The organism is Ureibacillus sp. FSL K6-0165 (assembly GCF_038004285.1).
Classification (GTDB): domain Bacteria; phylum Bacillota; class Bacilli; order Bacillales_A; family Planococcaceae; genus Ureibacillus; species Ureibacillus thermosphaericus.
This window is the reverse complement of the sequence record NZ_JBBOQS010000001.1, coordinates 235,672-258,926: the sequence shown is the minus strand read 5'-3', so window position 1 is coordinate 258,926 and position 23,255 is coordinate 235,672. Positions and strand designations below refer to the sequence as shown.

The window sequence follows — 23,255 nt, the reverse complement described above, 5'->3', positions numbered from 1 at the left end:
AGTGATCGATGCATACCAATTATCATCCACATTAGCAGAATTAGCAGTTGCCTCACTCATTGAGGAAGTCTCGCTAACTCCTAAACCTGGGCTTGTGGACCGAAATGACCAAGGTTCACATGATGATTTAACGTATCACATGATGATTGAGTCAGCGCAAAGTTTACGAGAAACCTTCTATCAAATGGCCTTTGAGTCATATGGTGAAAAGCCTTCTCAATATTTGCGGGAAAGAATCGGTGAGATTGGTAGACAAGGCGAAATGAGGATGTTTCAAGTGACAAAGGGCGTCAACACCCATAAAGGAGCCATTTGGTCGCTTGGATTAATTACAGCCGCAGCAGCCATCCATTGCGGAGCGTGCGATGAAGAAACCCTTTGTTTTACTGCGGGAGAAATTGCGCGATACGAAGATCGTTTTATTCCCTTTCAACGAACTAATGGCATGAAGGCGATTCAAAAATATGGAGTTTTGGGTGCGAAGGCAGAGGCACAACTGGCTTTTCCCCACATTCGCCATTACAGTTTGCCGGAATTTAAGTCATCGTTACAACGTTATAATTATGAAATTGCAAAGTTCAGAGCGTTACTAGCGCTAATGGCAAATTTAGATGATACGTGCCTATTGCACCGTGGCGGAATGGAAGGTTTAACATTTGCCAAACGGTACGCAAAGAAAGTTCTGAATAATGGGAATTTAGAAGAACTGGAAGATATGAATGAGCAATTTGTGAAGCGGCACTTATCGCCAGGAGGGAGCGCTGACTTACTAGCCGCTACCATTTATATCTATAAAATTTGTCAAACGCAATATGCACATCAAATGGAAGTTGTCACAACCACTTAAAAAAGGGGAGAGGTAGAGTGGAGAAGTTCACATATTCATTTCCAGCGACAAAGAAAATTACAAATCGAGCCCATGTTGGCGTTGTCGGTTCAGGTGATTTAGAAGTGCTTGTGGAACCGACTGATGATAATCAAGCAGTATTTGAAATTCGTACTGGGATTACGGGCTTCCAAGATACGTGGAAAAAAGTCATCGAGCGTTTTGTCAGCCTAAATGATGTTTCAGCCCGCATTACGATTAACGATTTCGGGGCAACACCGGGAATCGTTTCCCTTCGTTTGGCACAAGCAGTGGAGGTGAGTGGAAATGGTAAAGGTTATGACGAATAGTTTAGTAGAAAGTTTAGCGCGGGAAAGAGCATTCCAGCTACTGGACCAAGGAAGCGCTTATGAAATATTAGGCCCTTTTGATCGATTTGGGTCTCCGCACTTGGAAAAACAAAACATCGTACCACAATTTGATGATGGCATGATTATTGTAAAAGGAAAACTGAATGGCAATGATGCCGTCGTGATTTCCATTGAAGGAAAATTCCAAGGCGGCGGAATTGGAGAAGTGTCGGGAGCCAAATTCGCAGGTACATTGGAAAAAATCTTAAAAGAATGCAAGAAGGGCAATAGAATATATCCTATTATCATTTACGATACAGGTGGAGTGCGTTTGCAAGAAGCAAATTACGGCTTGCTCTCTATTGCGGAAATTAGTGCGGCCATCGTGGAATTGCGCGAGTATGTGCCTGTTGTTGGCATCATTCCAGGAAAAATCGGATCTTTTGGTGGCATGTCCTTAACAGCAGGATTATGCAGTGCATTGATTATGACGCGGGAAGGCCGTTTAGGAATGAATGGACCGGAAGTCATCCAGCAAGAAGCGGGAATTCGAGAACTGGATTCCAGAAACAATCCATTAATATGGAAAATGATTGGTGGAGCAGCTCGTAAAGAAGCTGGATTGATTGATATTTTAGTAGAAGATGATGTACAAAACTTTAAAGAAGCGATTTTGAGCGTTTGGAACGGAGAAATTGAATTCAAAAATAGAACAAAACAAATTGATCATTATTTATCCTTATATAAATCTTGTACATTAGAAGAAAGAATATTGCCAGAAGTCGCAAGGGAATTGTTAGCGACAGACACAGAAATTCAAGATACAGAATTGCCAGTTCCAACAGAAGTTGTAGAAAGCACAGGAAGAAAGTGGTTCAACTTATTGACGAATGGCAAACCATCCATTAGTGAAGTTCCATCGGTATTAGTAGCAGATACAACGATAAATGGCATCAAAGCGCGAGTCATTGCGGTTGTGCCAAATCCAGAAAACATTTATTACCGTGCTCGTAAAGGGGAAGTTGGTTTATTGGAAGGATGGACCATCGCAAAATATGTGCAGCAGGCGATTGATGAGGACTGCGATGCGGCCGAAAAACGACTAATTATTCCAATTGTCGATGTACCAAGCCAAGCCTTTGGTTATCATGAAGAATTGCTCGGCCTTTATTTGGCTTGTTCCGCGGCAATCGATGCTTATGCAACAGCGAGACTTGCGGGGCATCCAATTGTGACGGCGATTGTTGGAAATGCGATTTCCGGGGCGTTCTTATCCCACGGCATGCAAGGGAATCGCTTAATTGCTTTAAATGATGATGGCGTCAACGTCCATGTGATGTCGAAAAAATCAGCGGCAATCATCACGATGCGTTCCATTGAAGAACTGGATGAAGCAGCGAAGGAAGTTCCGGCGATGGCTTATGATATCCAATCATTCCAAAAGCTTGGAGCACTCTATCAATTGCTGGATGGGGTAAATGGGAAAAATCCAAATGATGATGACAAAAAGGTGTTAATGGATGCTATTATCGACGCATATCACGACATTCAAAAGCACAATGATCGAGATTTATCTTGCCGATTAACATCTGAAATTGCTAAAAACGGCGGCAGAGCAGCTTCTATTAAAGTAAGAGAGATGATTGAGGCACAATGGAAATAAAGGTACATGATATTGTGAAATTTGAAAGCATTGCTGTTCTCGAAAAAACGACTCCAATTCCAGATTGGGTGTTTAATGCACCTGCAGCGAAAAACTATGGGGTAGTCAGAAGAATGCCCATTATGGACGATATGGTTCCAATCGGTTTACGCGGTAATACAAGAGAACAGCGCTTCGGAACGTTTATTCATAAAAGCCGTATTGTAGAAGTGATGACACCTATTGAATTAGTGGATCGAATTGAAGGATATACCAATGAAATACATCTTCCCACTTTGAAAAAAATAAAACAGGCTTTTGAACAATTCAACTTGCGATGGGGGCCGACTGGGAGCGTCGGATTCGAGCTCGCCACAGATATTTCGGTGACGACAGAAAGAAGCGATATTGACGTATGCATTTATATGGATGTAATAGATAGGGAATTGCTAGTAGAAGTAGGGAAGTTTTTAAAAACGTTGGAGCGAAGAGTCGACGTACAGGTTGAACTGGCTTCTGTCGGTGCGTTTTTATTACATGACTTTTTAAAACACGAAAAATTAGGGTTTGTGATAAGAACGCCATTTGGTCCTCAATTATGCACGACAGTAGAAAACCAAATTCGATTACTTGTAAATCAATAAAAGAGATGCGAAAGCGTCTCTTTTTTTATTGCAACTCAATCACTTCACAAAACGGGATAATAGGGTCACAATAAGAGAAAAGGCATGTTGGTATAAGCGTAAATGCAAGAAAAAAATAGGAATGGAAATAATCGAACAGGAGACATGTGATGGAATACTATAAATTTTTAAGACAGTATGTTGGGACAAAACCGTTAATTTTACCGGGATCGGTAGTGATCATCTGCAACGAAAAAGGAGAAGTGCTGTTGCAAAAACGGCCAGAAGGTAGATGGGGACTTCCAGGCGGCTTGATGGAGCTGGGGGAAAGCTTTGAAGAAGTGGCGGAGCGGGAAGTGCGAGAAGAAATCGGTTTGGAAATCCGAAACTTAAAACTCCTTCACGTTTTCTCAGGGAAGGAATTTTACACCAAAACCCCAAACGGCGATGAGTTTTATAGCGTTACAGCGGTATTTTATACGAATGAATTCGAAGGAACCCTGCAATGCCAACCCTCCGAAACCCTCGAAGTCCGTTTCTTCCACCCAAACAACCTCCCCGACAACATGGTAGGGAGTCATAGGGTATTTGTTAAAGAATTACTAAATTAATCACATTTGATTTAATTAAAGTAATAATGTTCCAAATATAATTTATCCATTAAAATAACAATATTCTGACAAAATGATAGGATCCGAATCTCTAGAAATAGTGAATATTTTCTTTCTGATCATTTGAATTATCTAGTAGAAATATGTAAAAAAACTCTAATTACTAGTTATAATAAAGATAAATTGGAATTTTTATCTAACATTATCAAGACATATCAATTTAAGTAATTTTAGTTTTTTGAAAAAAGGTGTTTCAAATGAAAACAAAAAGTATATGGGTAAATGAAATTATTGAATCATTGAAAGTATTGGGGGGGAAGGGTACATTAAATGAAATTTATGATCAAATAATTAAACGTAGAAAAATAAATTTAGAAAAATATATTGATTGGAAAGCTCAAGTGAGAAGAAATATTTATGAACATTCAAGTGATGCTAAAGATGGAGTATTTAAAGGAAAACCCGGAGATAGTAACGACCTATTCTATACCGTAGAAGGTAAAGGGAGTGGGATATGGGGGTTAAGAAATTATATGGTAGAAAAAGAATTACCTCTAAGAGATGATATTATCAAAATAATGGATGATTATTTAATAGAAAGAACAAAACCGTTTAAAGCAAATCCTTTGGTTAATTTTATAAAGCACAAAATTACTAATGAATATAAAAAATAGATGTAGTATAGATTTATGGACACAACTTGGTTAAGTCATTAATATTAAACTAACGAAAGGTTGTGTCCGAATCATGAGTCAAAAGCGCTATAATCAAGAATTTAAACAAACAGTAGTTGAGCTTTATCGCTCAGGCACTCCAGTCAGTCAACTCTCTAGCGAATATGGTGTTTCAGAAGTAACGATTTATAAATGGATTAAGCAACTCTCTCCAATTGAATGTGAACAGGAATTAACTTTGGCTGATATAGAAGCCATTCAAAAGGAAAATCTTCGATTAAAACAGGAGATCGAAATCTTAAAAAAGGCTATGACCATATTCGCGAGAAAATAGATGAGCAAGAACTGATTGACTTGATTACAAAAGAAAGCGAACATCATCCAATCCAAATGATGTGTCGTGTTTTAAAGATGCCTAAAAGTACGTATTATCAATCGTTTCACAAGAAGCCGAATAGCTATCATGTCGCCAACGAACAACTGCTTGAACGAATTCGAGCAATCCATAAAGAAAGTAAGGGTCGTTATGGGGCCCCTAAAATCTTTGAAATACTAAAAAAAGAAGGCTATACAGGCAGTATCAATCGAGTTCAACGTTTGATGAAACAAGCAGGCATCCAATCATGTATTGTAAAAAAATTCCGCCCAACACCAACACAAAAGCCCGTAGAAGAACGAGAAAATGTATTAAATCAAGATTTCACTACAACAACAATCAACGAAAAATGGGTAGCTGATATTACATATGTCCATACGCTTCGTGATGGTTGGTGTTATCTAGCGTCCGTTCTTGATTTACATACAAAAAAAGTGCTCGGATATAAATTCTCTCGTACCATGACAACAGAAATTGTGCTGGAAGCACTTCAGAATGCGATTCAAGATCAAAAGCCCGATCCTGGTCTTATCGTGCATACAGATTTAGGCACACAATATACAAGTGAAGCCTTTCAAAAACTACTAAAAAAACATGAAATAGTTCCGTCATTTAGTCGAAAAGGATGTCCATATGATAACGCTTGTATTGAATCTTTTCATGCCATATTGAAAAAAGAAGAAGTGTATCTAACCAAATACGAAAGCTTTGAGACAGCGAGAATTGCGTTATTTCAATTCATCGAAGGTTGGTATAATCGCAAACGAATTCATGGAAGCATTGGTTATTTGACACCGGATGAATACGAAAAAATATGCCGAATAGCAGTGTAAAACATGGGGTACAGAACACTTCCCCCTTCACATTTTTTGGCACAACAGCCATGGGTTTATTTCTCCACGTCCCAAGTAGATTGTCAAAGGATCTCTTCACTTTGACAATCTACTTGGGACGTGGAACAATCCATGAATGGTTGTTGTGCAAAAAAACTTAATCTTTTTGTGTCCAAAAACTTGACGTAGATCCAAAACTTTCATTTATAAATAAAAAGTATAAAGTAATAGGTTCGGCAGGAGTCGGGAATTGGGCTGCTGTACCATGGATAGCAATTATGAATACAGAAATTACAACTTCTACCCAAAGAGGATTTTATCTTGTTTATCTTTTTAGCGAAGATATGAAAAAGGTATATTTGACTTTGGCTCAAGGAGTAACAGAGACTTCTAAATCTGAAATGGAAGAAATAAATAATGAGATTAGAAGTATATTGCCTCTTAATACTCGTTTTAAATATGAACCTAAAATTAAGCTTGGTAAAGGTAATTTAGCAAAACAATATGAAGATTCGGTGGCTGTTTATATCGAATATTCAAAAGATAATATTCCATCTAATGAGGTACTTATTAAGGATCTATATGAAATGCTGGACCTATACGAAAAATACATTGCTTATAGAAAAGACAAAGGCCCAGTTATTAATGAGGATACAAATCAAGTTACAACTAATATTGTAGAGAATATATCTAAAAAGGAAGTCATAGAGCATATATATAATTTTATTAAAAATCGAGGATTCTATTATAGTTCTGCAAATATTGTTAACCTGTTTTTATCATTAAAAACTAAACCTTTCGTTATAATCTCAGGAATATCGGGTACAGGTAAAACAAAAATTGTCCAGCTTTTTGCTGAATCAATTGGTGCAACAGAGGAAAATGGTCAATTCAAATTAATTCCCGTTCGGCCAGACTGGAGTGATAGTTCGGATTTATTGGGCTACAAAGATATAAAAGGCGATTTTATTAAGGGGCCATTTACCAAGATGGTGGAAAATGCTCTTCAAAATCCTGATTTGCCGCATTTTGTTCTTCTAGATGAAATGAACTTAGCTCGGGTCGAGTATTACTTTAGTGATGTGTTGAGTGTGATGGAGAGCCGGAAAATGGATGAGGATGGGAACTATACTTCAACTCCTTTAATTACTTATGAAGATGAAAATGGACTAGAAAAAACGTTGACATTGCCAGGAAACCTTTATGTGATAGGAACTGTGAATATGGATGAAACGACTCATACATTCAGTAAAAAAGTGTTGGACCGAGCAAATACCATTGAATTTAATGAAATCGATATAATGAATTTTAATACTTTTGAAAATATCGAACAAGAAGTGGAACTGATTCGGGTTTCTAATGAGGTGCTTCAATCACGTTATATTTTCTTAAAAGATGTTTTTAAAGACCATGAGTCACTTATAAAAGAAGTTTCAAGCAAAATTAATAAAATTAATGAATACTTAGAGCCCATTTATGCTCAAGTAGGTTACCGAGTACGTGATGAAATTTGCTTCTATATGATACATAATGCAGAAGCAGGAATGTTATTGACGGAAAACGAAGCGATGGATTTTTGTATTATGCAAAAAATTCTTCCCCGAATTAGTGGGACAGAAAATGTGATTCGACCTGTTCTTGTAAATCTAGAAGAAGAGCTAGAACAATTTCCTAAATGTAAAGCAAAAATTGTGGAAATGAAAAAGAGGTTAGATAACAATGGTTTCACTTCCTTCTGGATTGCTTAAAAATGAACCTCTAATAAAAATAAAGACAGAAGATTTATATTTAGTTATATCAGGAGATGTTGATTTAAATAGATATGAACAAGAGAACTATAAATCTTTTATTGAAGAAAATGAATCCATGTTTTTTAGTACATCTAGAGATGCCTATGTAGAGATATTTGATGTAACTCAAAGGAAATTAGTTGAAAATTATAAACAACCCTTCCTACCTGTATTTTTTGAAAATGGAAGATACGAGATTCAAGTAAAACCATTAAAAAAAGATTTGAAAATTCAGTTCTATCATGAATATGAAAGTTTTAGAAAAGCGATTCGCCCAATTCTAAATACAAATATACTCAGTGGTACTCTTCATTTTCTAAATGAAGTGGGTTTTAGTAATTTTGAAATTCATGATAATCAAGGAAACTCACTTTTATCGGTTGTTATTGAGGTATATCCAGCAAAGTTAGATTATAAAAAAGATTATCGTGCATTACTAGATGAAGTAAGTGAAGAAGTATATAACCTTGCTTATGACTTTTTAAAAAGAACCTTCTTAACTGGTGCTACAAAGCAAGTAAATACTGAGCCAACCGGTGCAGAATTTTATCGATTGATTAGGAAGCATTTTGAATCCTACATTAAAGCTGTGGACTTTGTTGAACAAAAACCACATATGCAGTTAAATACTGTCTATGAAATCGCACGTGGAGATCGTTTACGTAAACAAGATGCTACTGGGAGAACGTATTTAAGAAAACATGCAGATCTTTTTATTGAGGTTGGGAAAGGAATTGCTTTGAATGGTAAGCAAATGATGCCGCAAAAAGGATTACTTATTAAAAAAAATCACACATTTGATACACATGAAAATCGATACGTTAAATGGACATTAGAACGACTATATCAAAGAATTGATCAACTGCATATAACAATCCAAAAAGCAAAAGAAAAATATCATTTAGAACCAGATCAAGAAGTATTAAATATATTAAATTCATTGAGAAAAAAACTCTCTAACAAATTAAAAAAGCCATTTTGGAGAAGGATCGGGCAATTAGACCGTTCTGTTATGAGTGTTGTATTGCAGATGGCAACTGGATATAGAGAAATCTATCAAATCTATTCAACCCTATCGAAAGGTATAGTTTTGAGCGGTGAAATATATAAGATGTCAGTAAAAGATATTGCAATACTTTATGAATATTGGACATTCTTAAGACTAGGTAAAATTTTGCGTGAGAAATGCGAAGTAGTTTCTCATGATATTATTAAAGTTACTAATAATGGATTAGTAGTAAATTTAGAAAAAGGAAGCAAAGTGGGTATTTAAAAATAAAAAGACTGGGGAATTTATTAAATTACAATATCAGTATTCAACTGGAAAAAACGCAACTGTTACTCAAATTCCAGACACAATGCTTATCATTGAAAAACTCGGTAGGGACTATGACTATCTATATATTTTTGATGCGAAATATCGAATCAATTTTGGAAGTGAAGAAGGGATAAATGGACCAGGGCCAATGGAAGATGATATAAACACCATGCATAGATATCGAGATGCGATAGTAGCTGAAAGTGAAGGTCGCTATGAACGAGAAGCGTTTGGAGCTTATGTATTATTTCCATGGAATGACCAAGTTCGTTACAAAGAACACCATCTTTATAAAAGTATTGAAAAAGTTAATATCGGAGGACTTCCTTTTTTACCAAAAGCTACGGACTTAGTTGAAACAATTATCGATAATTTATTGAACAAGACAGCAGAGGAATTACAAGCAGAAGGCATTTTACCTATCGGAACTAAAGAGTTTTTATATAGGAATGATTCGGATTATGTATTAATTGTTCCCGCATTAAATTCTAACGATTTAATGGTTCGAATAAGAGAAAATGAATTGCCAAAACATTGGCACAAAGCCAAGAAAATTGCTTTAAGTACTTCAAAGGGTATTCATCATGAAAGTTTTATTAAGAACATTACCCGCGAAGGTAAGTATATCGTTTTTCAAGTTGAGGGTTGGCCATCACCATTGAATGATATTCAATCGGGGGGATATTCATTAATAGAGCCTCTATTAGTTGAAGAACATCTTTATAATGGAGCTTACTTATTACCAGAACTGCTAATGGAAAATAATGTTCAACGACAGTTTTTGAAAATGTTAAAAGAAATAGTAGGCCATGTAGAAATTGAATTGGGAACAAAAGTGATAACGCAAAATACAAAAATTTCGTCATTTAGATCAGGTGAACACATTTTCCATTGGAAAAGCAATTCCTTGTTTCATGAGCGAGATGGAGAAATAATAAGAGAGATACCAAAGAAGGACTTGGAAGACAATCTTTTTGAAATATTTAAAGAGCTAGTAGCTGAGATTTAGCTACTTAGTACTTAGATAAAAGGCTGCGAAAAGTATTTGGAATAAAGGAACATGTGACAGTTTCATCTAAGTAATTATAAAAGAGGTATTCAAAAGCTCTACTTTTGAGTACCTCTTTTTGATTAATTAGTTAATTGTGCTAAAGGTTGGTTATCTATATGTTATGTCTAAATAGAAACCCCTCTTTCCATACTAAAGTTTAGATTGAAATCCTCGATTTTTATCGAAAAATTATTGATTTTCGAGTATTATCAAACCATAGCAGTATTTTGTACGTGGTAGAAGTGCTGTTATATCAAAGTATGGGAAATGCGTACACTGAGTAGTGTTTGCTGCTTTAGGGGAGGGAAAGAAATGTCTAGTAAACTAGAAATCCAAAAACTATATGAACAATGGATTGATGCATGGAATCGACGGGACGCAGAAGGCATGGCTGCTTTGTTTGGAGAAGAAGGGGTGCAGATTGGATTTGATGGAAGTATGGCGATTGGACAGGAAGAAATCCTCTCGCATTTAGCGCCTATTTTTGAAAGTCATCCAACGGCTCCTTATGTAACGAAGGTGAAGGATATACGTTTTTTAGGAAGCGATATTGCCTTTTTACGTGCGATTGCTGGGATGGTCCCGCCTGGAGAATCGGATATTGAAACTTCCGTCAATGCTCATCATACAGTTGTAGCGGTGAGAAAAGACGATCACTGGTTTATTGAATTGTTTCAAAATACACCTGCTCAGTTCCATGGAAGACCTGAACTTGTCGAAGCCATGACAATAGAGTTGCGGGAACTACTTTCGTAATTTGTTTGCTATGGGTATTTAGGCAACCAACGTTTTGTTGATTGCCTTATTTTTATTTACTTTTGAAACAATGTTCCGTACATATCCTGTAATTCTTTTACGCTATTTTGCCATTGAACAGGTTCGCCATTCCCCATTTGGACTAGTATATTTAGCATCGATAGCTGTTTATGGGTAATGTCATGATGCCTCCTTGTTCCACATCATCTAATGAATTAAATCCACTATTTCACGTGAAGAAAATTGTTTTGGCTATTCTAACGCTAGCGATATAGGTCGTTCTTCCCCATCATCAAAGTGTATCATCCCACCAACTTTACATTCCATTTCTCCTGTTGCAAAAAGAGTGTAGCATTCAAGGGTGGTTAAAATATCAAATCAATTCTTTTTGGAAAAAGCGTTATACCGACCGTTTACTTCATCCGTATTCAATTATCTTCTCAATACTCCACACAGCTTCTAGAAGGTACGCACGAAAAAAATTACTAATGATTGGAATTCCTGTAAACAGAGTTCTATTTCCTGTGGAAAATAATACATTGGGGGTAAGAGGGGAGGGATTGTTTTGTCAACGCATCAAAAAGAAGAACTCATCTTATTATTAAAAGCATTTAGTGCTGCATTTGTTGCGACATTTGTGCACATGTTTACGGTCAATGTGCTGAATGTTCATCCGTGGGTTTTATTATTGTGTATTGGTGCAGTGCTGTTTGTGGTGTTTGTAAAGTTTGTCCCGAAACTAACTCCCTTTGCGATTACCTACTTTATAACATCCGTCGTCTGGACGGTCGTGTATTTCTAAAGTGTTAGTAGTGGGGGAAATGGAACGTTGAAAATTGTTGTCTGCTTAGTGATTACAAACGTTGCCATTTTCCTCACAATTTCCATGACAAAGTGCCTTTCTCTCCTTTAAACGACTTTTGCATAAGTCCATTCCCATAAATCCTCATTTAACCTCAATTCTTTATTTTGAATGTAACCTTTATTGAAGAAGCCCTCGTATTCATTGTTTGCACAAGTGCCCAATTTAAGTCCCCAAGACTCTTATTAATTAAGGGGATGGATCTTAAACCAATCCTCAACAAACTCTTTCCATCGTCAGTCCCGCGACATTTCTGAAAAAATAATATTTTCCCCATTCGAAAGTTATATTGAGGAAAATATTTAATTATCATGTAATAAAATAAATCAAGAAGGCTGTAGTGGGCCGGACAATCTTTTAGAAAAGGTGACTTATGCATGCTTTCCATTAATCCAAAAGAAATAAGTGAAAGAGAGAATTATACTTTACTTACTGGTATGATTATTCCTCGACCGATTGCCTTTGTTACGACGATGTCCACTGAAGGCGTTGTCAATGGAGCACCTTTTAGCTATTTTAATATCGTTTCAGCCAACCCACCGATGCTTTCGATTTCTGTACAACGAAAAGATGGAAAAATGAAAGACACTGCTCGAAATATTTACAATACGCAGGAATTTGTTGTGCATGTTGCGGATCATGAAAATATAGAAAAATTTAATTTGGCATCGGCAAACTTACCAAGTGATAAAAGTGAACTGGAATATGCAAAATTAACTCCAGTAGAAAGTGAAATGGTAAGTGTTCCGGGAGTAGAAGAAGCGAAAGTGCGATTGGAATGTAAACTGGTAAAAGGGATTCCTTTAGGGGGCATCAATGGTGAAGGGCCGAGCTGCGATTTATTTATAGGTGAAATTGTGCTCGTGCATTTAGATGAAAAAATCTATGACCATTCATATATTAAAACAAGAGAACTCAATCCTATCAGCCGATTAGCAGGTCCGAAATATGCTACGATAGGCAATATATTTTTAATCGAAAGGCCGAAGTAATACAATATGAAAATGTATAGTTTCATCTTGGTTTTCTGACAATAACAGAAGTGAGCGTCTCATGTTGAGACCCTTTTTTTATCCTTCAAAGGAGAGAATGGAATGGATTTTAAACAATCTGTAGATCCTGATGTATTGGAACTCGTATGGAATAACTCCAATGATGCCTTATTTACTGTTGATTATGATGGGAAAGTGTTAATGGCAAACCCTGCTTTCGCAAAGATTCTTGGGTGTGCGGAGGAAGATTGGCAAGTTCCTAATCATTTACTTGTTTTTCAGGAGCAAGACCAAGAAGAATTTCAACAACTATTGAATACTTTAAAAAGCGGAAAAAATGTTCCCTATTATATGACGAAAAGAAAACGAAAAGATGGAAAAGTATTAGATATTTTAGCTTCCTATGGTGCAGTAAATGAAGGCAATGTCCTTGCGGTTGGTACGTATAAAGATTTTACAGAGCAAATGGAAATTCGACGGAAACTCGAATCGAATCAAGAAAGTTACCGCAATTTATTGGAGTTTTTTCCATATGCGGTTTTTATGATAAAAGATGATGCTGTCATCTACATCAATCAAACTGGCATGGACCTGATTGGCGCTCGTTCCAAAAAAGACGTATTAGGTATGTCTGTATGGCAATTGATTCATACGGAGCAACAGTTTTCGATTAGAAAGTTATTAATAGAAGGAATTCAAACAACAGTACTCGAGAAAATGAAGCGGGTCGATGGGGAAGTTTTGTGGGCGGAAATTACAATGATGCGTGTGTTTTTTGAAGGGCAATATGTGAATCAGCTTGTAGTGAGAGACGTAACCGAGAAGAAACACTATGAGGAACAGTTAAAATATTTTGCGTACCACGATCCGTTAACAGGACTGACGAACCGGCGTTATTTTACAAAAGAAATGAAAAAAGTCGTAGAAGAAGCAAGAAGAAATAATGGCATGTTCGGTGTTATGTTTATCGATATGGATGATTTCAAAAAGGTGAATGATACTCTCGGCCATGAAGTAGGGGACCAATTATTAATAAAATTTGCCGATCGGTTGAAAAAGAATGTGCGTGAAGGAGATGTCCTTTGCCGCATTGGTGGCGACGAATTTCTGATTTTAATTAAAAATATCCGTGGAAAACAAACCCTTGTTGAAATTGCAACGAGGTTACAAAAAGCCTTTCAAGTTCCTTATCAAATAGAGGATCAATCGATAGTCGTCACTTCGAGCATCGGTATTGCCATCTTCCCTCAAGACGGCATTGATGTAAAGACGCTTATATCCAATTCTGATCAAGCTTTATATGAAGCAAAAAAATATCGAAAAGGATTTGTATTCTATAAAGAGTAGAAGAAATGGTATGAGTATAAGATGATGTGCCCGGTATAAGGTCAAAATAAAAAGGAAGAAGCGTATTTTTTTCTTTTTTTGACCATACTCTTTGTGAGGTGAAAAATATGGAGGATTGGCAATACGCACACTTATCGGAAGAACAGTTGGCAGAAATTAAGGCGCTGGAGCATAAACTTGGTGTCGCATTAATAGCCTACGAAAATGAAAACAAACAGGACCATCAAGAACATTTGGAAAACTGATAGGAATTTTTCTTATCAGTTTTTTATTTGGAAAAGAAATCGTTAATAAAAAAGCGACATGATAGGTTTCCCTGAATTCATGAATTTCAATTGCACTTGAATCGAGTAAGTGGAGGGAAGTCGTTTTCGTGCGACTTGCGGTTTATGTGTGATTCTCAATGTAAAGTGCTGTTCCTAAACAAAAGTATTTTCTTCATCTTTTGCATCATATATGATAAAGAAAAAATTTGACCGAAACGGGGGAGGAACATGCACGTAGAAATCCATGAGGGTGTAAAAGACTGGATTCGTTCAAAGGGGAATCAATTAACGGTGCAATTGTTAGAAGTGAAAGGGTGTTGTGCTCCAGATATCCAAGAGCTCGTTGTGTTGCCAAGAAAACCGAAGAATGTGCAAAACTATCGAGAGTTTACCATAGATGACTTGTCTGTTTATGTACAAACTCCTATTGCTATGAAAGAAAAGCTCGTTCTTCAATTAAAGGGATTTGGCATTTTTAAAACGGTTATAGCAAGAGTGCAATAAGTAGTTATCATGGGGCCGTCTGAAAAGTCATATTGAGATGGCCCCTTTGCGACGAGGATTGTGCAAACTTGTTTCGACTACTGTAGGAGAAAGTTTGTTAAAAGCTTAAGAAAGCGAGGGGGGGAAAGCCCCTATTTCTTTTTGAAAATCGTTGTGTTTTCGATTCGTATGGAATCTACTTCTCCACAATGTAAACAAAATGTGTAAATTTTATTTGCACCACTCATCGACATGAGGCTTGGTTTAATTGGCATGTAGTCTGTGCCTTCTGCAAATTCCGTTCCTCCGCATTTAAAACATTTTTTTGTTTCCATATCCATCCTCCCCTTTTTATTCATAATTACGATTCTTTTTCCAATTGGTTTCAAAAGCGTTTGAATTAGGGTTCAATCAGGCAGATTTATGTATATAAAGATTAAAATTGACAAACCTAATAATAAAAAGCAGGGGAGGGTTTTCATGAAAAAAAATTGGACTTTTACATTATTTTTACTATCTTTTTTATTCACTGTTGTAGCATGTGGGGATACATCTGAACAAATAGACAAGAATAAAGTGGAAAATCAACAAACTTCTGAAGAACAAGTAGAAACGAAACAAGCAGATGCCATTGAAGATCGTTCTGGAAAAGTACCGTTAGACTTAAAAGTGGCAGACAATCCAGCCTTCCCAGTTGGCAGTAAAGTAAAAATTTATGCAAACCATATGGATGGCATGGAAGGAGCAGAAGGAGTAGTTGTCGGAGCTTATGATACAACGGCTTACTCTGTATCTTTTAGACCAACAGATGGCGGTGAGGAAGTAAAACATTATAAATGGGTGATTCATGAGGAGTTAGAAGGAGCAAGTGGAGATCCAATGGAACCTGGTAGGGAATTGGTAATTAATACAGAACATATACCAGGCATGAGAGGTGCATCGGCAACGATTGAAACGGCAGAAGAAGGACCTGTCTACATGGTGGACTTTACAACAACAACAGGAGAAGAAGTAAAAAACTACAAATGGCTAGTTGAAGGGGAACTTGTTGCTCCGTAAACGCACACTTTTTGACTGATACTTCCGCTTGACAAGGCGGTATGCTAGATGTGATTACTATAAGGAGAGAAATATTCATCATAAGGAGTCGGTCCTGATCCAAAAGTTTTGGACTTTTAGATCAGGCTTTTTCACGTCTAAGTAAATACAAAAATAAGCAGGCTAGCCGCAAATAACAAATAGCCAACTTGAATTAGGATATACATCGTCCGTTCAAAAGCAGTCAACGCTCGGTGTTTTCGTGCTTTTTCTAATTGGCGTAAATAAACAATAGAAGTAATAATCATGATGATGACATAGATGGAAAATAAAACTTCTGATACAATATTATCCAAAATTTTCAACTCCTTCTCAATTTTAACCTTCATTTTCTTCAATTTTCATTTTCACTAGTAGGACATACTTAGAGTCTTGAATCATTTGTTCGACTTCTTTTTCATCTTGTAAATCGTAAACTGCCATTTCATTTTCTGATGCTCGATATACTCCTAATAGATAGGACTGATTTAATTCTAATGTTTCTTCATTTAAAGCATATTTCCATTCGCTAATGATGTTTTCGGAATTGGGGATATCAATTTTTGTTGGCTTCAATGAGATGTTGTTGGAATAAATAAATAGATATGATCCATCGACGGTTTCAAACATACCGATTCCTAAAGGACCCTGCTCTGTTTTGTTAGGGCTTAATCCATAAGCCAATTGAGCGGCCGATTGTTCTTTTTGTTTTCCATCCTGATAACTTTCCACCCAAATCGTTACCCACGTTTGATCCGCATTATTTAATTTGAAATCAAAGTTTAATAGGTTGCCAATTCTGAGTTCTTGAAAGGTTTTACCATATCCGGTGTCAGGTTTGGCTTCTATCGTTGCAGGAACGTCGTCATTGGTGGTAGAACAAGCGGCGAGAAGGATGATTGAAAACAACAATAAGTTACTAAATAACTTGTATTTCAAATGAATCACCTCAGTAAAAAATTTCAAAAAATAGATTTTGTTATAAAGGAGTGTAGCAAGGAAATGAAAAAAGAGAAAGTTGCAAATGTCCTGTTTTTTTGGAGGGAGAAGGAAGGGAAGAAATGAATGTAAAATAAAGTTGCAAGTATTTCGCCAAAGTTATCATGTTCAATAAAAAAACAGACTGCTAAGCAACCTTAACAGCCTGTACAAATCAAGTCTAATATTACAACGAATCAATAAAGTGTTTAATTCGTTTAATTGCTTCTTTTAATTCTTCCATTGATGTTGCGTAAGAGCAGCGGATATGGCCTTCGCCGCTTTCGCCAAAGACATCACCTGGTACAACGGCAACGCTTTGTTCTAACAATAATCGTTCTGCAAATTCTTGAGAACTGAGTCCAGTTAATTCAATGGAAGGGAAGGCATAGAAAGCACCTCCTGGCATGTGGCAAGTAAGCCCCATTTCATTAAAGGAATTCACAATGAAATTACGGCGGAGACGATAACTTTTCACCATTTTCTCCACTTCGCCTTGTCCATTGCGCAACGCTTCCAAACCGGCATATTGTGAATTTGTTGATGCACACATCAATGCATATTGATGAACTTTCAACATCGCACTTGCAATTTCTTCCGGTGCACATACATAACCTAGTCGCCAACCTGTCATGGCAAAGGCTTTTGAGAATCCATTCACTAAAATGGTTCTTTCCCTCATACCAGGGAGAGTGGCCATACTTGTAAAGGAATCATCATATGTAAGTTCGGCATAAATTTCATCAGAGATTACGAGTAGATCATATTTTTTGGCAATCTCAGCTAGAGCTTCTAATTCAGTTCTATTTAATAGCGTACCTGTAGGATTGTTAGGGAAGCAAATAATCATCGCTTTCGTTTTGTGAGTGATTGCTGCTTCAATTTGGCTTGGTAAAATTTTAAAGTCATTTTCTTTTAACGCCTGCACTGGGACTGGGATGCCGCCTGCAAGAGTGACGGTAGGGCTGTATGATACGAAGCAGGGTTCTACAACAATAACTTCATCGCCTGGATCGATAATCGTGCGCATCGCTGTATCGATTGCTGAACTTGCCCCCACTGTGACAATGACTTCGGAAGGGGAATACTCCACATGATAACGGTTTTTTACATAATTTGTGATTTCTTCGCGTAGTTCTAGAAGACCCGCATTGGGTGTATAGGAAGTATATCCTTCTTCAATGGAACGGATCGCCGCTTCTCGAACATGCCAAGGAGTGACGAAATCAGGTTCACCAACACCGAGGGAGATGACGCCTTCCATTCCTGCAGCTAAATCAAAAAAACGACGAATACCTGAGGGTTTTAATTCTCTAACTGTTCTGGAAATATATGTACTTTTTGTTGCCTTCATTTATGACACCACAATTCTTTTATCTTTTTTCTCTTGTTCTAAAATAATTCCATCATGTTTGTATTTTTTCAAGATGAAATGAGTTGTTGTTGATACGACAGATTCCAATGTAGACAATTTTTGTGATACAAAATTTGCCACTTCATTTAAAGTGTTGCCTTCAACAATAACGGATAAGTCATAAGTACCGGACATTAAATAAACAGATTGTACTTCATCATAACGATAAATTTTTTCAGCAATCTCATCGAAGCCAACGCCTTGTTTAGGGGTTACTTTCACATCAATCATTGCTCGAACGCCTTGATGTTCATCGATTTTTGTCCAGTCAATCATTGTTAAATATTTAACAATGACTTGATCACTCTCAAGTTTTTTTAGAATGGATTCTGTTTCTTCTATACTTAAGCCCACCATTTTTGCAAGGTCTGCTGTTTCGATTCGAGCGTCTTTCTCTAACACTCCAAGTATTTCTAATTCTTTTTCATTTAGCTTCATTGAAAAAAGACCCCCAACTATGTGTAGTTTATTTATAGATTTTAGCACTATGAATAGAGAGTTCAAGTACAAATCTGACGAAGTTATTGCGTTTTTCTAAGCATTTAAGTCATCTAAGAGGTGATGGAAAATTTTTGTAGAATCAATGAAATAGGGGGAGAGAAATAGATGAAGAAATATGTATTTATTTTTATGCTGATGTTTTTAGCAGCGTGTCAGACATCTCAATTCAGCATAAGTGAATTAGAGGTTGTTCCGAAAAAAGTGCAAGAGAGAATAGATGAATACGCTAAGCTCCAAATATTGAATACGAAAGGGAATGTTTTTTATATTGTTTATTCATCTACTGCAAATGTAGAAGCAGATTTAGAATTGAACGGGACTACACTAATTGTAAAGCTTGATGAACAAGAAGAGCAAAATACAGAAAGAAAACATGTGTTTAAGGTAACAAAGAATATTTAGAAGCATATATAAATGGTGAGTTTGTACCTTTCGATGTCTCTACAGGTGTATAACCTCTTTAAAAAAACACCACGCATCGATACGTGGTGTTTTTTTGTTTATCTTGGTAATGTAAAAGTAACTGTCTTTCCTTTAAATTGATCTTTTCCTTCATCATTTGTGAATGGACCAAATTCTAAATCAAATCTCTTGAAAATTTCAAATTCATCTTTTCTAAAAAGAAATACATGATGTTTAACGCCTTGTTCTCCTGGTTGCACTTCTCTTTCATCAGAAGGTTCCACCATGCCGCTAGCAATAGCTGTACCGCGGTTATCATCGATTCTTAATTTTGAACCAATTTGATCAATATTAACTTTTTCACTGGATTGGTTATCGATCAAAAGTCTCACCGTAATTGCCACGACACCGCTATCGCCAAAGTTACGGAAACGTTCTTCATTGCCAGCGGTTGGAATGACTTCTGTATATTGAACACCATCTAACGTAATGATTACATTGTCAATTTGTTTTGTTTCATTGATATTTGATTTTTCAAAAATCATTACTTTATCAGCCCAGTTTGCCGTTGTTAAACGATCTGGGTAAAATTGTGGTGCGTTTCCAACTTCTTTTGCATATTCTTCACTATATACGAAGTCAAACACAGCATCATCAAGGAAGCTTTCTTTGAATGACTCATTTTCAGATACGCCACCTTCAATGACAAACTTCGGTTTTACAGAAGATATAGCTTCAAATTGTTCATTTGTTAAAGTGAATGTGACATAGCCTTCCGCTATTTCACCTGGAGCCCAAGCACGTGTTTGTTCGTTTTGTGGGCGAGGGAAAAGTTCTTTTCTTAAAAATGTAAGGTCAAATGGGATGTAATCTGTTTCGTGTGTTAAACGAATATTAAAATTGAGGTTGTAGTACATATCTTTCTCTGTTGTATTGTTTATGATTGTTTTAGCAATGATGATATAACCTTCTTGTTGGTCATCAAATTGAATAAGAAAATCTCGATTCATATCAGTGACTTTCACAATTTGATAGGCAGGAACGTCGACAATAAAACCTTTCATATCATGGGAATAATTTGCGCTCTCGTTTGTGTATACAACTTCTATATTTCCTTCTGTTGCTTCTTGAATGAGTTTATTTACTTCATCAAAAGATGTAGTTGCTCCGTTTACTTTTTCATTTTTTTCTTCGTTTATGTCTACTTCTACATCTGCATTTTCTTCAAGGTTTTTTGATTCTTCATTTCCACCACAGGCTGCTAATAGCATTGCCAAGAGCGTGACAACGAACCAATGAAATTTACCCACTTTTTCACAACCTTTCAAATTTTTTGTCACGTGAACCATTATATAGAAAATTTTCTCTATTATAAGAGCATCCATCAAAAATGAGAGAAAGGTATAGCATTTTCGAGTTTGGATTATGAAAAAGGTTTGTAAGTAAAGTGGGATAATGTTCATAACATTGAAAAGTTTAAATAGCTAATTGGTATAATTTGTTTTTTGTACAAGCTTGTCAGAAGTAAATGCAATGGCTCTTTATTTAATTAAAAAGGAAAACCTATTCTTAAGCATTTCATTGGAAAAGACTAGAGCTGGCCAAATACATCAGTCATTAAATAAATAGCAGTGCCCCAAATAAAAATGGCTGAACATTTGTTAAAAATCATTAAAATCCTTCCGGAGCGATCTAACTTTTTCAAGACTCCCCCTGCTATGGTTAGGCCAACAAACCAAATCCAAGATACGCTGATGCAGGCTAAGGTAAATAATAATTGTTCGATATCTTCATATTTCAGCGCGCTCGTTCCAATCACACCTATAATGTCTAAAATAGCATGAGGATTCAAGACGGAAACGGAAATCGCAAAGATAATTTGCTTTTTGGCTGGCAACGCGTTGTTTGTTTCAGTGATTGCTGGTTTGCTTTTCCAAATGGCATACCCCATATATAACAAAAATACGACTCCCACCATTAAAAGCCCTATTCGCAACCATTCAAATTGCAACACAATTGCGGATAATCCAAAAACAGCAAGTAAAATTAACAATGTATCGCACATCGCTGCAGTAATTGTCGCAGGAAAGGCGCGGAAAAGATTCGGCTGCATAGCACCTTGTGTAAAAACAAATACATTTTGAACCCCTAAAGGTAAAATCAATCCAAATGCTAAAATGATTCCGTGTAATAGTGGTTCCATTTCTTCACCCCGCTTTCTAAATCAATCATACTTTGTTATAACTAAAAGAAAACGACCAATTGGATGGATTTTGCACCATCCAATTTTAAAGAGGTGATTTTTTTGGACTGGAAACCAGAACGGAATTCCCATTTAACCCTACAAGAACAAATTGTCAATTGGATGCGGTCTCGCATTGAAAGAGGAGATTGGACGGTTGGCACAAAAATTCCACCCCAACGAAAACTTGCGAGCCAATTGAAAGTAAATCGTAGCACGGTGCAACAGGCGATAGAAGAATTAAAAGCGGATGGCTTATTGGAATCGAAAGTGGGTTCTGGAGTCTATGTGGCGAATCATTCTTGGAATGCCCTGTTAAACAAATCCCAACCGAATTGGAAACAACATATTGAATCGAGTATTCATAAACCAAACATTCATACCATTCAATTGATTAATGAATACGAGCAATACGATGACGTCATTCGCCTTGGAACAGGGGAGTTGTCACCGGAATTACTTCCGACAAAAGAGTTGAAGCAGTCTCTTCAATCAATTTCTCTTGATGCGAAAGTAATCGGCTATTCATCACCTCTAGGGAATGAACGATTGCGAAAGATTTTGTGCGAATATTTACAAAAGCGGGGGATTTATACTTTTCCTGAAAATATCTTAATTGTTTCAGGGGCACTTCAAGCATTGCAATTAATTGCTCTTGGCTTGTTAGAGGAAGGCTCAATCGTATTTCATGAAGATCCATCTTATTTAACTTCAGTGCATCCATTTCAATCTGCGGGGATGCAAATGATCTCGGTTCAGCGAAATCAGCATTTACAAGAAACCCTACAATCTTTAAAAAAGAAAAGGCAGTCTATTTTTTATTGCATTCCCTCATTGCATAATCCAACAGGAATAAATTTTTCAGTGGAAGAAAAGAAACAGTTGTATGAAGTGTGCAATGCTTTGCAAATTCCGATTGTGGAAGATGATGTGTACCATGAATTATTATTTGATTCTCCGACACCGCCGATTAAATCCTTCGATTCTTCAGGACAAGTGCTATACATCGGGAGCGTTTCGAAAACGTTAAGTCCAGGATTACGCATTGGTTGGGTAGTAGGGCCAACGCAAGTAATCCAGAGATTAGCCGATATTAAAATGCAAACAGATTATGGGTCTAGCTCCTTCTCACAAGAAATTGTGGCTCACTGGTTATCAACGGAATTATATGAAAATCATGTTTCATGGCTCCGACATCAACTAAAAGAGAGGGTTGCCTTTGTAGAAAAGATATTGGAAGAAGAGTTTAAAGATATTGCCTCATGGAATAAGTCAGCAGGGGGCTTTTATATTTGGCTTAGGTTCCATCAGCCGATTGTCAATAAAGCTTTCTTTTTAAAACTGTTGAATGAAAAGGTTTTGATTAATCCCGGATATATTTATGCTGCAAACGACTTGCATCATATACGACTTTCATACGCATATGCATCTTTTGATGAATTGGCTAAGGGGTTAGAAATTTTGCGGAAAATCTCTAAAGTTTCGATGAATAGAGGAATAGAAGGAAGCGAATAGGAATTTTAAAATTGGAGCTTTGTTTTTTAGCAAAATTCTCTAAAGAGAATGTTAAATTTTTCAATTATCAATATCCATCCTTTACAAAAAAGAGCGAATCGTTCTCTACATTCGCTCTTTTTATGGGCTAGTACCCATTGAAATTAAGTATTTCGGGGTTTTCTTACTTCAGCAGGAGGATTGTTGTGGATTACTTGATTAAACTCTTTTGAATATTCTTCCCGTTGATTAGATCTTTTATTCTCCTTTTTATCTTTCTTAAAACTCGTCTTATTTTTCTTCGCCATCCTTATCACCTCCCAAAAATCTTGAATTTAGCGTGCGTC

The 23,255-nt window shown here is 36.5% G+C and carries 25 protein-coding genes and 1 pseudogene; 18 read left to right on the top strand and 8 right to left on the bottom strand.

Annotated features, from left to right (window positions below; all coding sequences use genetic code 11):
• The first annotated feature begins 1 nt into the window (after position 1).
• The 15 genes and pseudogenes from NST00_RS01255 (at position 2) to NST00_RS01180 (ending at position 14,821) form a co-directional block, all read left to right on the top strand.
• Entirely contained in the window at positions 2 to 847 is an 846-nt protein-coding gene (locus tag NST00_RS01255; protein WP_340709529.1) for a triphosphoribosyl-dephospho-CoA synthase, read from the top strand.
• Positions 848 to 864: 17 nt separating this feature from the next.
• Positions 865 to 1,176, top strand: coding sequence for a malonate decarboxylase subunit delta (locus tag NST00_RS01250; protein WP_016838819.1), 312 nt, complete (start codon positions 865 to 867; stop codon positions 1,174 to 1,176).
• Positions 1,154 to 2,839 (top strand): biotin-independent malonate decarboxylase subunit beta, encoded by a 1,686-nt coding sequence (gene mdcD, locus NST00_RS01245; protein ID WP_096550211.1) that lies wholly within the window; start codon positions 1,154 to 1,156, stop codon positions 2,837 to 2,839. The genes NST00_RS01250 and mdcD overlap by 23 nt, the downstream gene beginning before the upstream one ends.
• On the top strand, positions 2,830 to 3,462 hold the full coding sequence (locus tag NST00_RS01240) for a malonate decarboxylase holo-ACP synthase (protein ID WP_340709528.1): 633 nt from the start codon (positions 2,830 to 2,832) through the stop codon (positions 3,460 to 3,462). The genes mdcD and NST00_RS01240 overlap by 10 nt, the downstream gene beginning before the upstream one ends.
• A 149-nt stretch (positions 3,463 to 3,611) precedes the next feature.
• Positions 3,612 to 4,052: an NUDIX hydrolase gene (locus tag NST00_RS01235; protein ID WP_339289354.1), complete on the top strand. Its 441-nt coding sequence runs from the start codon at positions 3,612 to 3,614 to the stop codon at positions 4,050 to 4,052.
• A gap of 257 nt (positions 4,053 to 4,309) precedes the next feature.
• Entirely contained in the window at positions 4,310 to 4,726 is a 417-nt protein-coding gene (locus NST00_RS01230) for a hypothetical protein (protein WP_340709527.1), read from the top strand.
• 73 nt (positions 4,727 to 4,799) lie between these two features.
• Positions 4,800 to 5,935, top strand: a protein-coding gene (locus NST00_RS01225) for an IS3 family transposase (protein WP_445329555.1) whose coding sequence is annotated in 2 segments (ribosomal slippage) — positions 4,800 to 5,034 and positions 5,034 to 5,935 — 1,137 coding nt in all. Because the reading frame shifts where the segments join, the coding sequence is not laid out codon by codon here.
• A gap of 206 nt (positions 5,936 to 6,141) precedes the next feature.
• Positions 6,142 to 7,683, top strand: coding sequence for an McrB family protein (locus tag NST00_RS01220; protein ID WP_340710139.1), 1,542 nt, complete (start codon positions 6,142 to 6,144; stop codon positions 7,681 to 7,683).
• Positions 7,655 to 10,052, top strand: a pseudogene (locus NST00_RS14925) (DUF2357 domain-containing protein). The gene NST00_RS01220 and the pseudogene NST00_RS14925 overlap by 29 nt, the downstream one beginning before the upstream one ends.
• A gap of 354 nt (positions 10,053 to 10,406) precedes the next feature.
• Complete coding sequence (locus NST00_RS01205) at positions 10,407 to 10,850, top strand: SgcJ/EcaC family oxidoreductase (RefSeq protein WP_340709524.1); 444 nt, start codon at positions 10,407 to 10,409, stop codon at positions 10,848 to 10,850.
• A gap of 565 nt (positions 10,851 to 11,415) precedes the next feature.
• Positions 11,416 to 11,652, top strand: a complete 237-nt coding sequence (locus NST00_RS01200; RefSeq protein WP_016837414.1) for a hypothetical protein — start codon at positions 11,416 to 11,418, stop codon at positions 11,650 to 11,652.
• Between the two features lie 437 nt (positions 11,653 to 12,089).
• Positions 12,090 to 12,704: a flavin reductase family protein gene (locus tag NST00_RS01195; protein WP_016837412.1), complete on the top strand. Its 615-nt coding sequence runs from the start codon at positions 12,090 to 12,092 to the stop codon at positions 12,702 to 12,704.
• Between the two features lie 102 nt (positions 12,705 to 12,806).
• Positions 12,807 to 14,051 (top strand): sensor domain-containing diguanylate cyclase, encoded by a 1,245-nt coding sequence (locus tag NST00_RS01190; RefSeq protein WP_340704569.1) that lies wholly within the window; start codon positions 12,807 to 12,809, stop codon positions 14,049 to 14,051.
• A gap of 107 nt (positions 14,052 to 14,158) precedes the next feature.
• The gene (locus tag NST00_RS01185) at positions 14,159 to 14,296 is read left to right on the top strand and encodes a hypothetical protein (RefSeq protein WP_016837410.1); all 138 of its coding nucleotides are present in this window, start codon (positions 14,159 to 14,161) and stop codon (positions 14,294 to 14,296) included.
• 249 nt (positions 14,297 to 14,545) lie between these two features.
• A complete protein-coding gene (locus NST00_RS01180; RefSeq protein WP_016837409.1) occupies positions 14,546 to 14,821 on the top strand; it encodes a CC/Se motif family (seleno)protein in 276 nt (91 codons plus the stop codon).
• Between the two features lie 131 nt (positions 14,822 to 14,952).
• Here NST00_RS01180 and NST00_RS01175 read toward each other — a convergent pair whose 3' ends face one another.
• Positions 14,953 to 15,135, bottom strand: a complete 183-nt coding sequence (locus tag NST00_RS01175) for a hypothetical protein (protein WP_016837408.1) — start codon at positions 15,133 to 15,135, stop codon at positions 14,953 to 14,955.
• A gap of 145 nt (positions 15,136 to 15,280) precedes the next feature.
• Here NST00_RS01175 and NST00_RS01170 point away from each other — a divergent pair, with 145 nt between their 5' ends.
• Positions 15,281 to 15,859, top strand: coding sequence for a YdhK family protein (locus NST00_RS01170; RefSeq protein ID WP_016837407.1), 579 nt, complete (start codon positions 15,281 to 15,283; stop codon positions 15,857 to 15,859).
• A 137-nt stretch (positions 15,860 to 15,996) separates the two neighbouring features.
• Here the strand turns inward: NST00_RS01170 and NST00_RS01165 are convergent, their stop codons facing one another.
• The 4 genes from NST00_RS01165 to NST00_RS01150 all read right to left on the bottom strand — a co-directional run bounded on the left by NST00_RS01165 (position 15,997) and on the right by NST00_RS01150 (position 18,707).
• On the bottom strand, positions 15,997 to 16,194 hold the full coding sequence (locus NST00_RS01165) for a hypothetical protein (RefSeq protein ID WP_247595793.1): 198 nt from the start codon (positions 16,192 to 16,194) through the stop codon (positions 15,997 to 15,999).
• A gap of 22 nt (positions 16,195 to 16,216) precedes the next feature.
• Positions 16,217 to 16,816, bottom strand: coding sequence for a hypothetical protein (locus NST00_RS01160; RefSeq protein ID WP_340709523.1), 600 nt, complete (start codon positions 16,814 to 16,816; stop codon positions 16,217 to 16,219).
• Positions 16,817 to 17,042: 226 nt separating this feature from the next.
• Positions 17,043 to 18,209, bottom strand: coding sequence for an aminotransferase (locus NST00_RS01155; protein WP_340709522.1), 1,167 nt, complete (start codon positions 18,207 to 18,209; stop codon positions 17,043 to 17,045).
• Complete coding sequence (locus tag NST00_RS01150) at positions 18,210 to 18,707, bottom strand: Lrp/AsnC family transcriptional regulator (protein ID WP_016837404.1); 498 nt, start codon at positions 18,705 to 18,707, stop codon at positions 18,210 to 18,212.
• A gap of 168 nt (positions 18,708 to 18,875) precedes the next feature.
• Here NST00_RS01150 and NST00_RS01145 point away from each other — a divergent pair, with 168 nt between their 5' ends.
• Complete coding sequence (locus NST00_RS01145) at positions 18,876 to 19,172, top strand: hypothetical protein (RefSeq protein ID WP_340709521.1); 297 nt, start codon at positions 18,876 to 18,878, stop codon at positions 19,170 to 19,172.
• A gap of 98 nt (positions 19,173 to 19,270) precedes the next feature.
• Here the strand turns inward: NST00_RS01145 and NST00_RS01140 are convergent, their stop codons facing one another.
• Entirely contained in the window at positions 19,271 to 20,482 is a 1,212-nt protein-coding gene (locus tag NST00_RS01140) for a DUF5068 domain-containing protein (RefSeq protein ID WP_232019906.1), read from the bottom strand.
• 281 nt (positions 20,483 to 20,763) lie between these two features.
• The gene (locus tag NST00_RS01135) at positions 20,764 to 21,375 is read right to left on the bottom strand and encodes a LysE/ArgO family amino acid transporter (protein WP_016837400.1); all 612 of its coding nucleotides are present in this window, start codon (positions 21,373 to 21,375) and stop codon (positions 20,764 to 20,766) included.
• Between the two features lie 102 nt (positions 21,376 to 21,477).
• Here NST00_RS01135 and NST00_RS01130 point away from each other — a divergent pair, with 102 nt between their 5' ends.
• A complete protein-coding gene (locus NST00_RS01130) occupies positions 21,478 to 22,929 on the top strand; it encodes an aminotransferase-like domain-containing protein (protein WP_016837399.1) in 1,452 nt (483 codons plus the stop codon).
• Between the two features lie 143 nt (positions 22,930 to 23,072).
• Here the strand turns inward: NST00_RS01130 and NST00_RS01125 are convergent, their stop codons facing one another.
• A complete protein-coding gene (locus NST00_RS01125) occupies positions 23,073 to 23,216 on the bottom strand; it encodes a hypothetical protein (protein ID WP_016837398.1) in 144 nt (47 codons plus the stop codon).
• Positions 23,217 to 23,255: the final 39 nt, after the last annotated feature.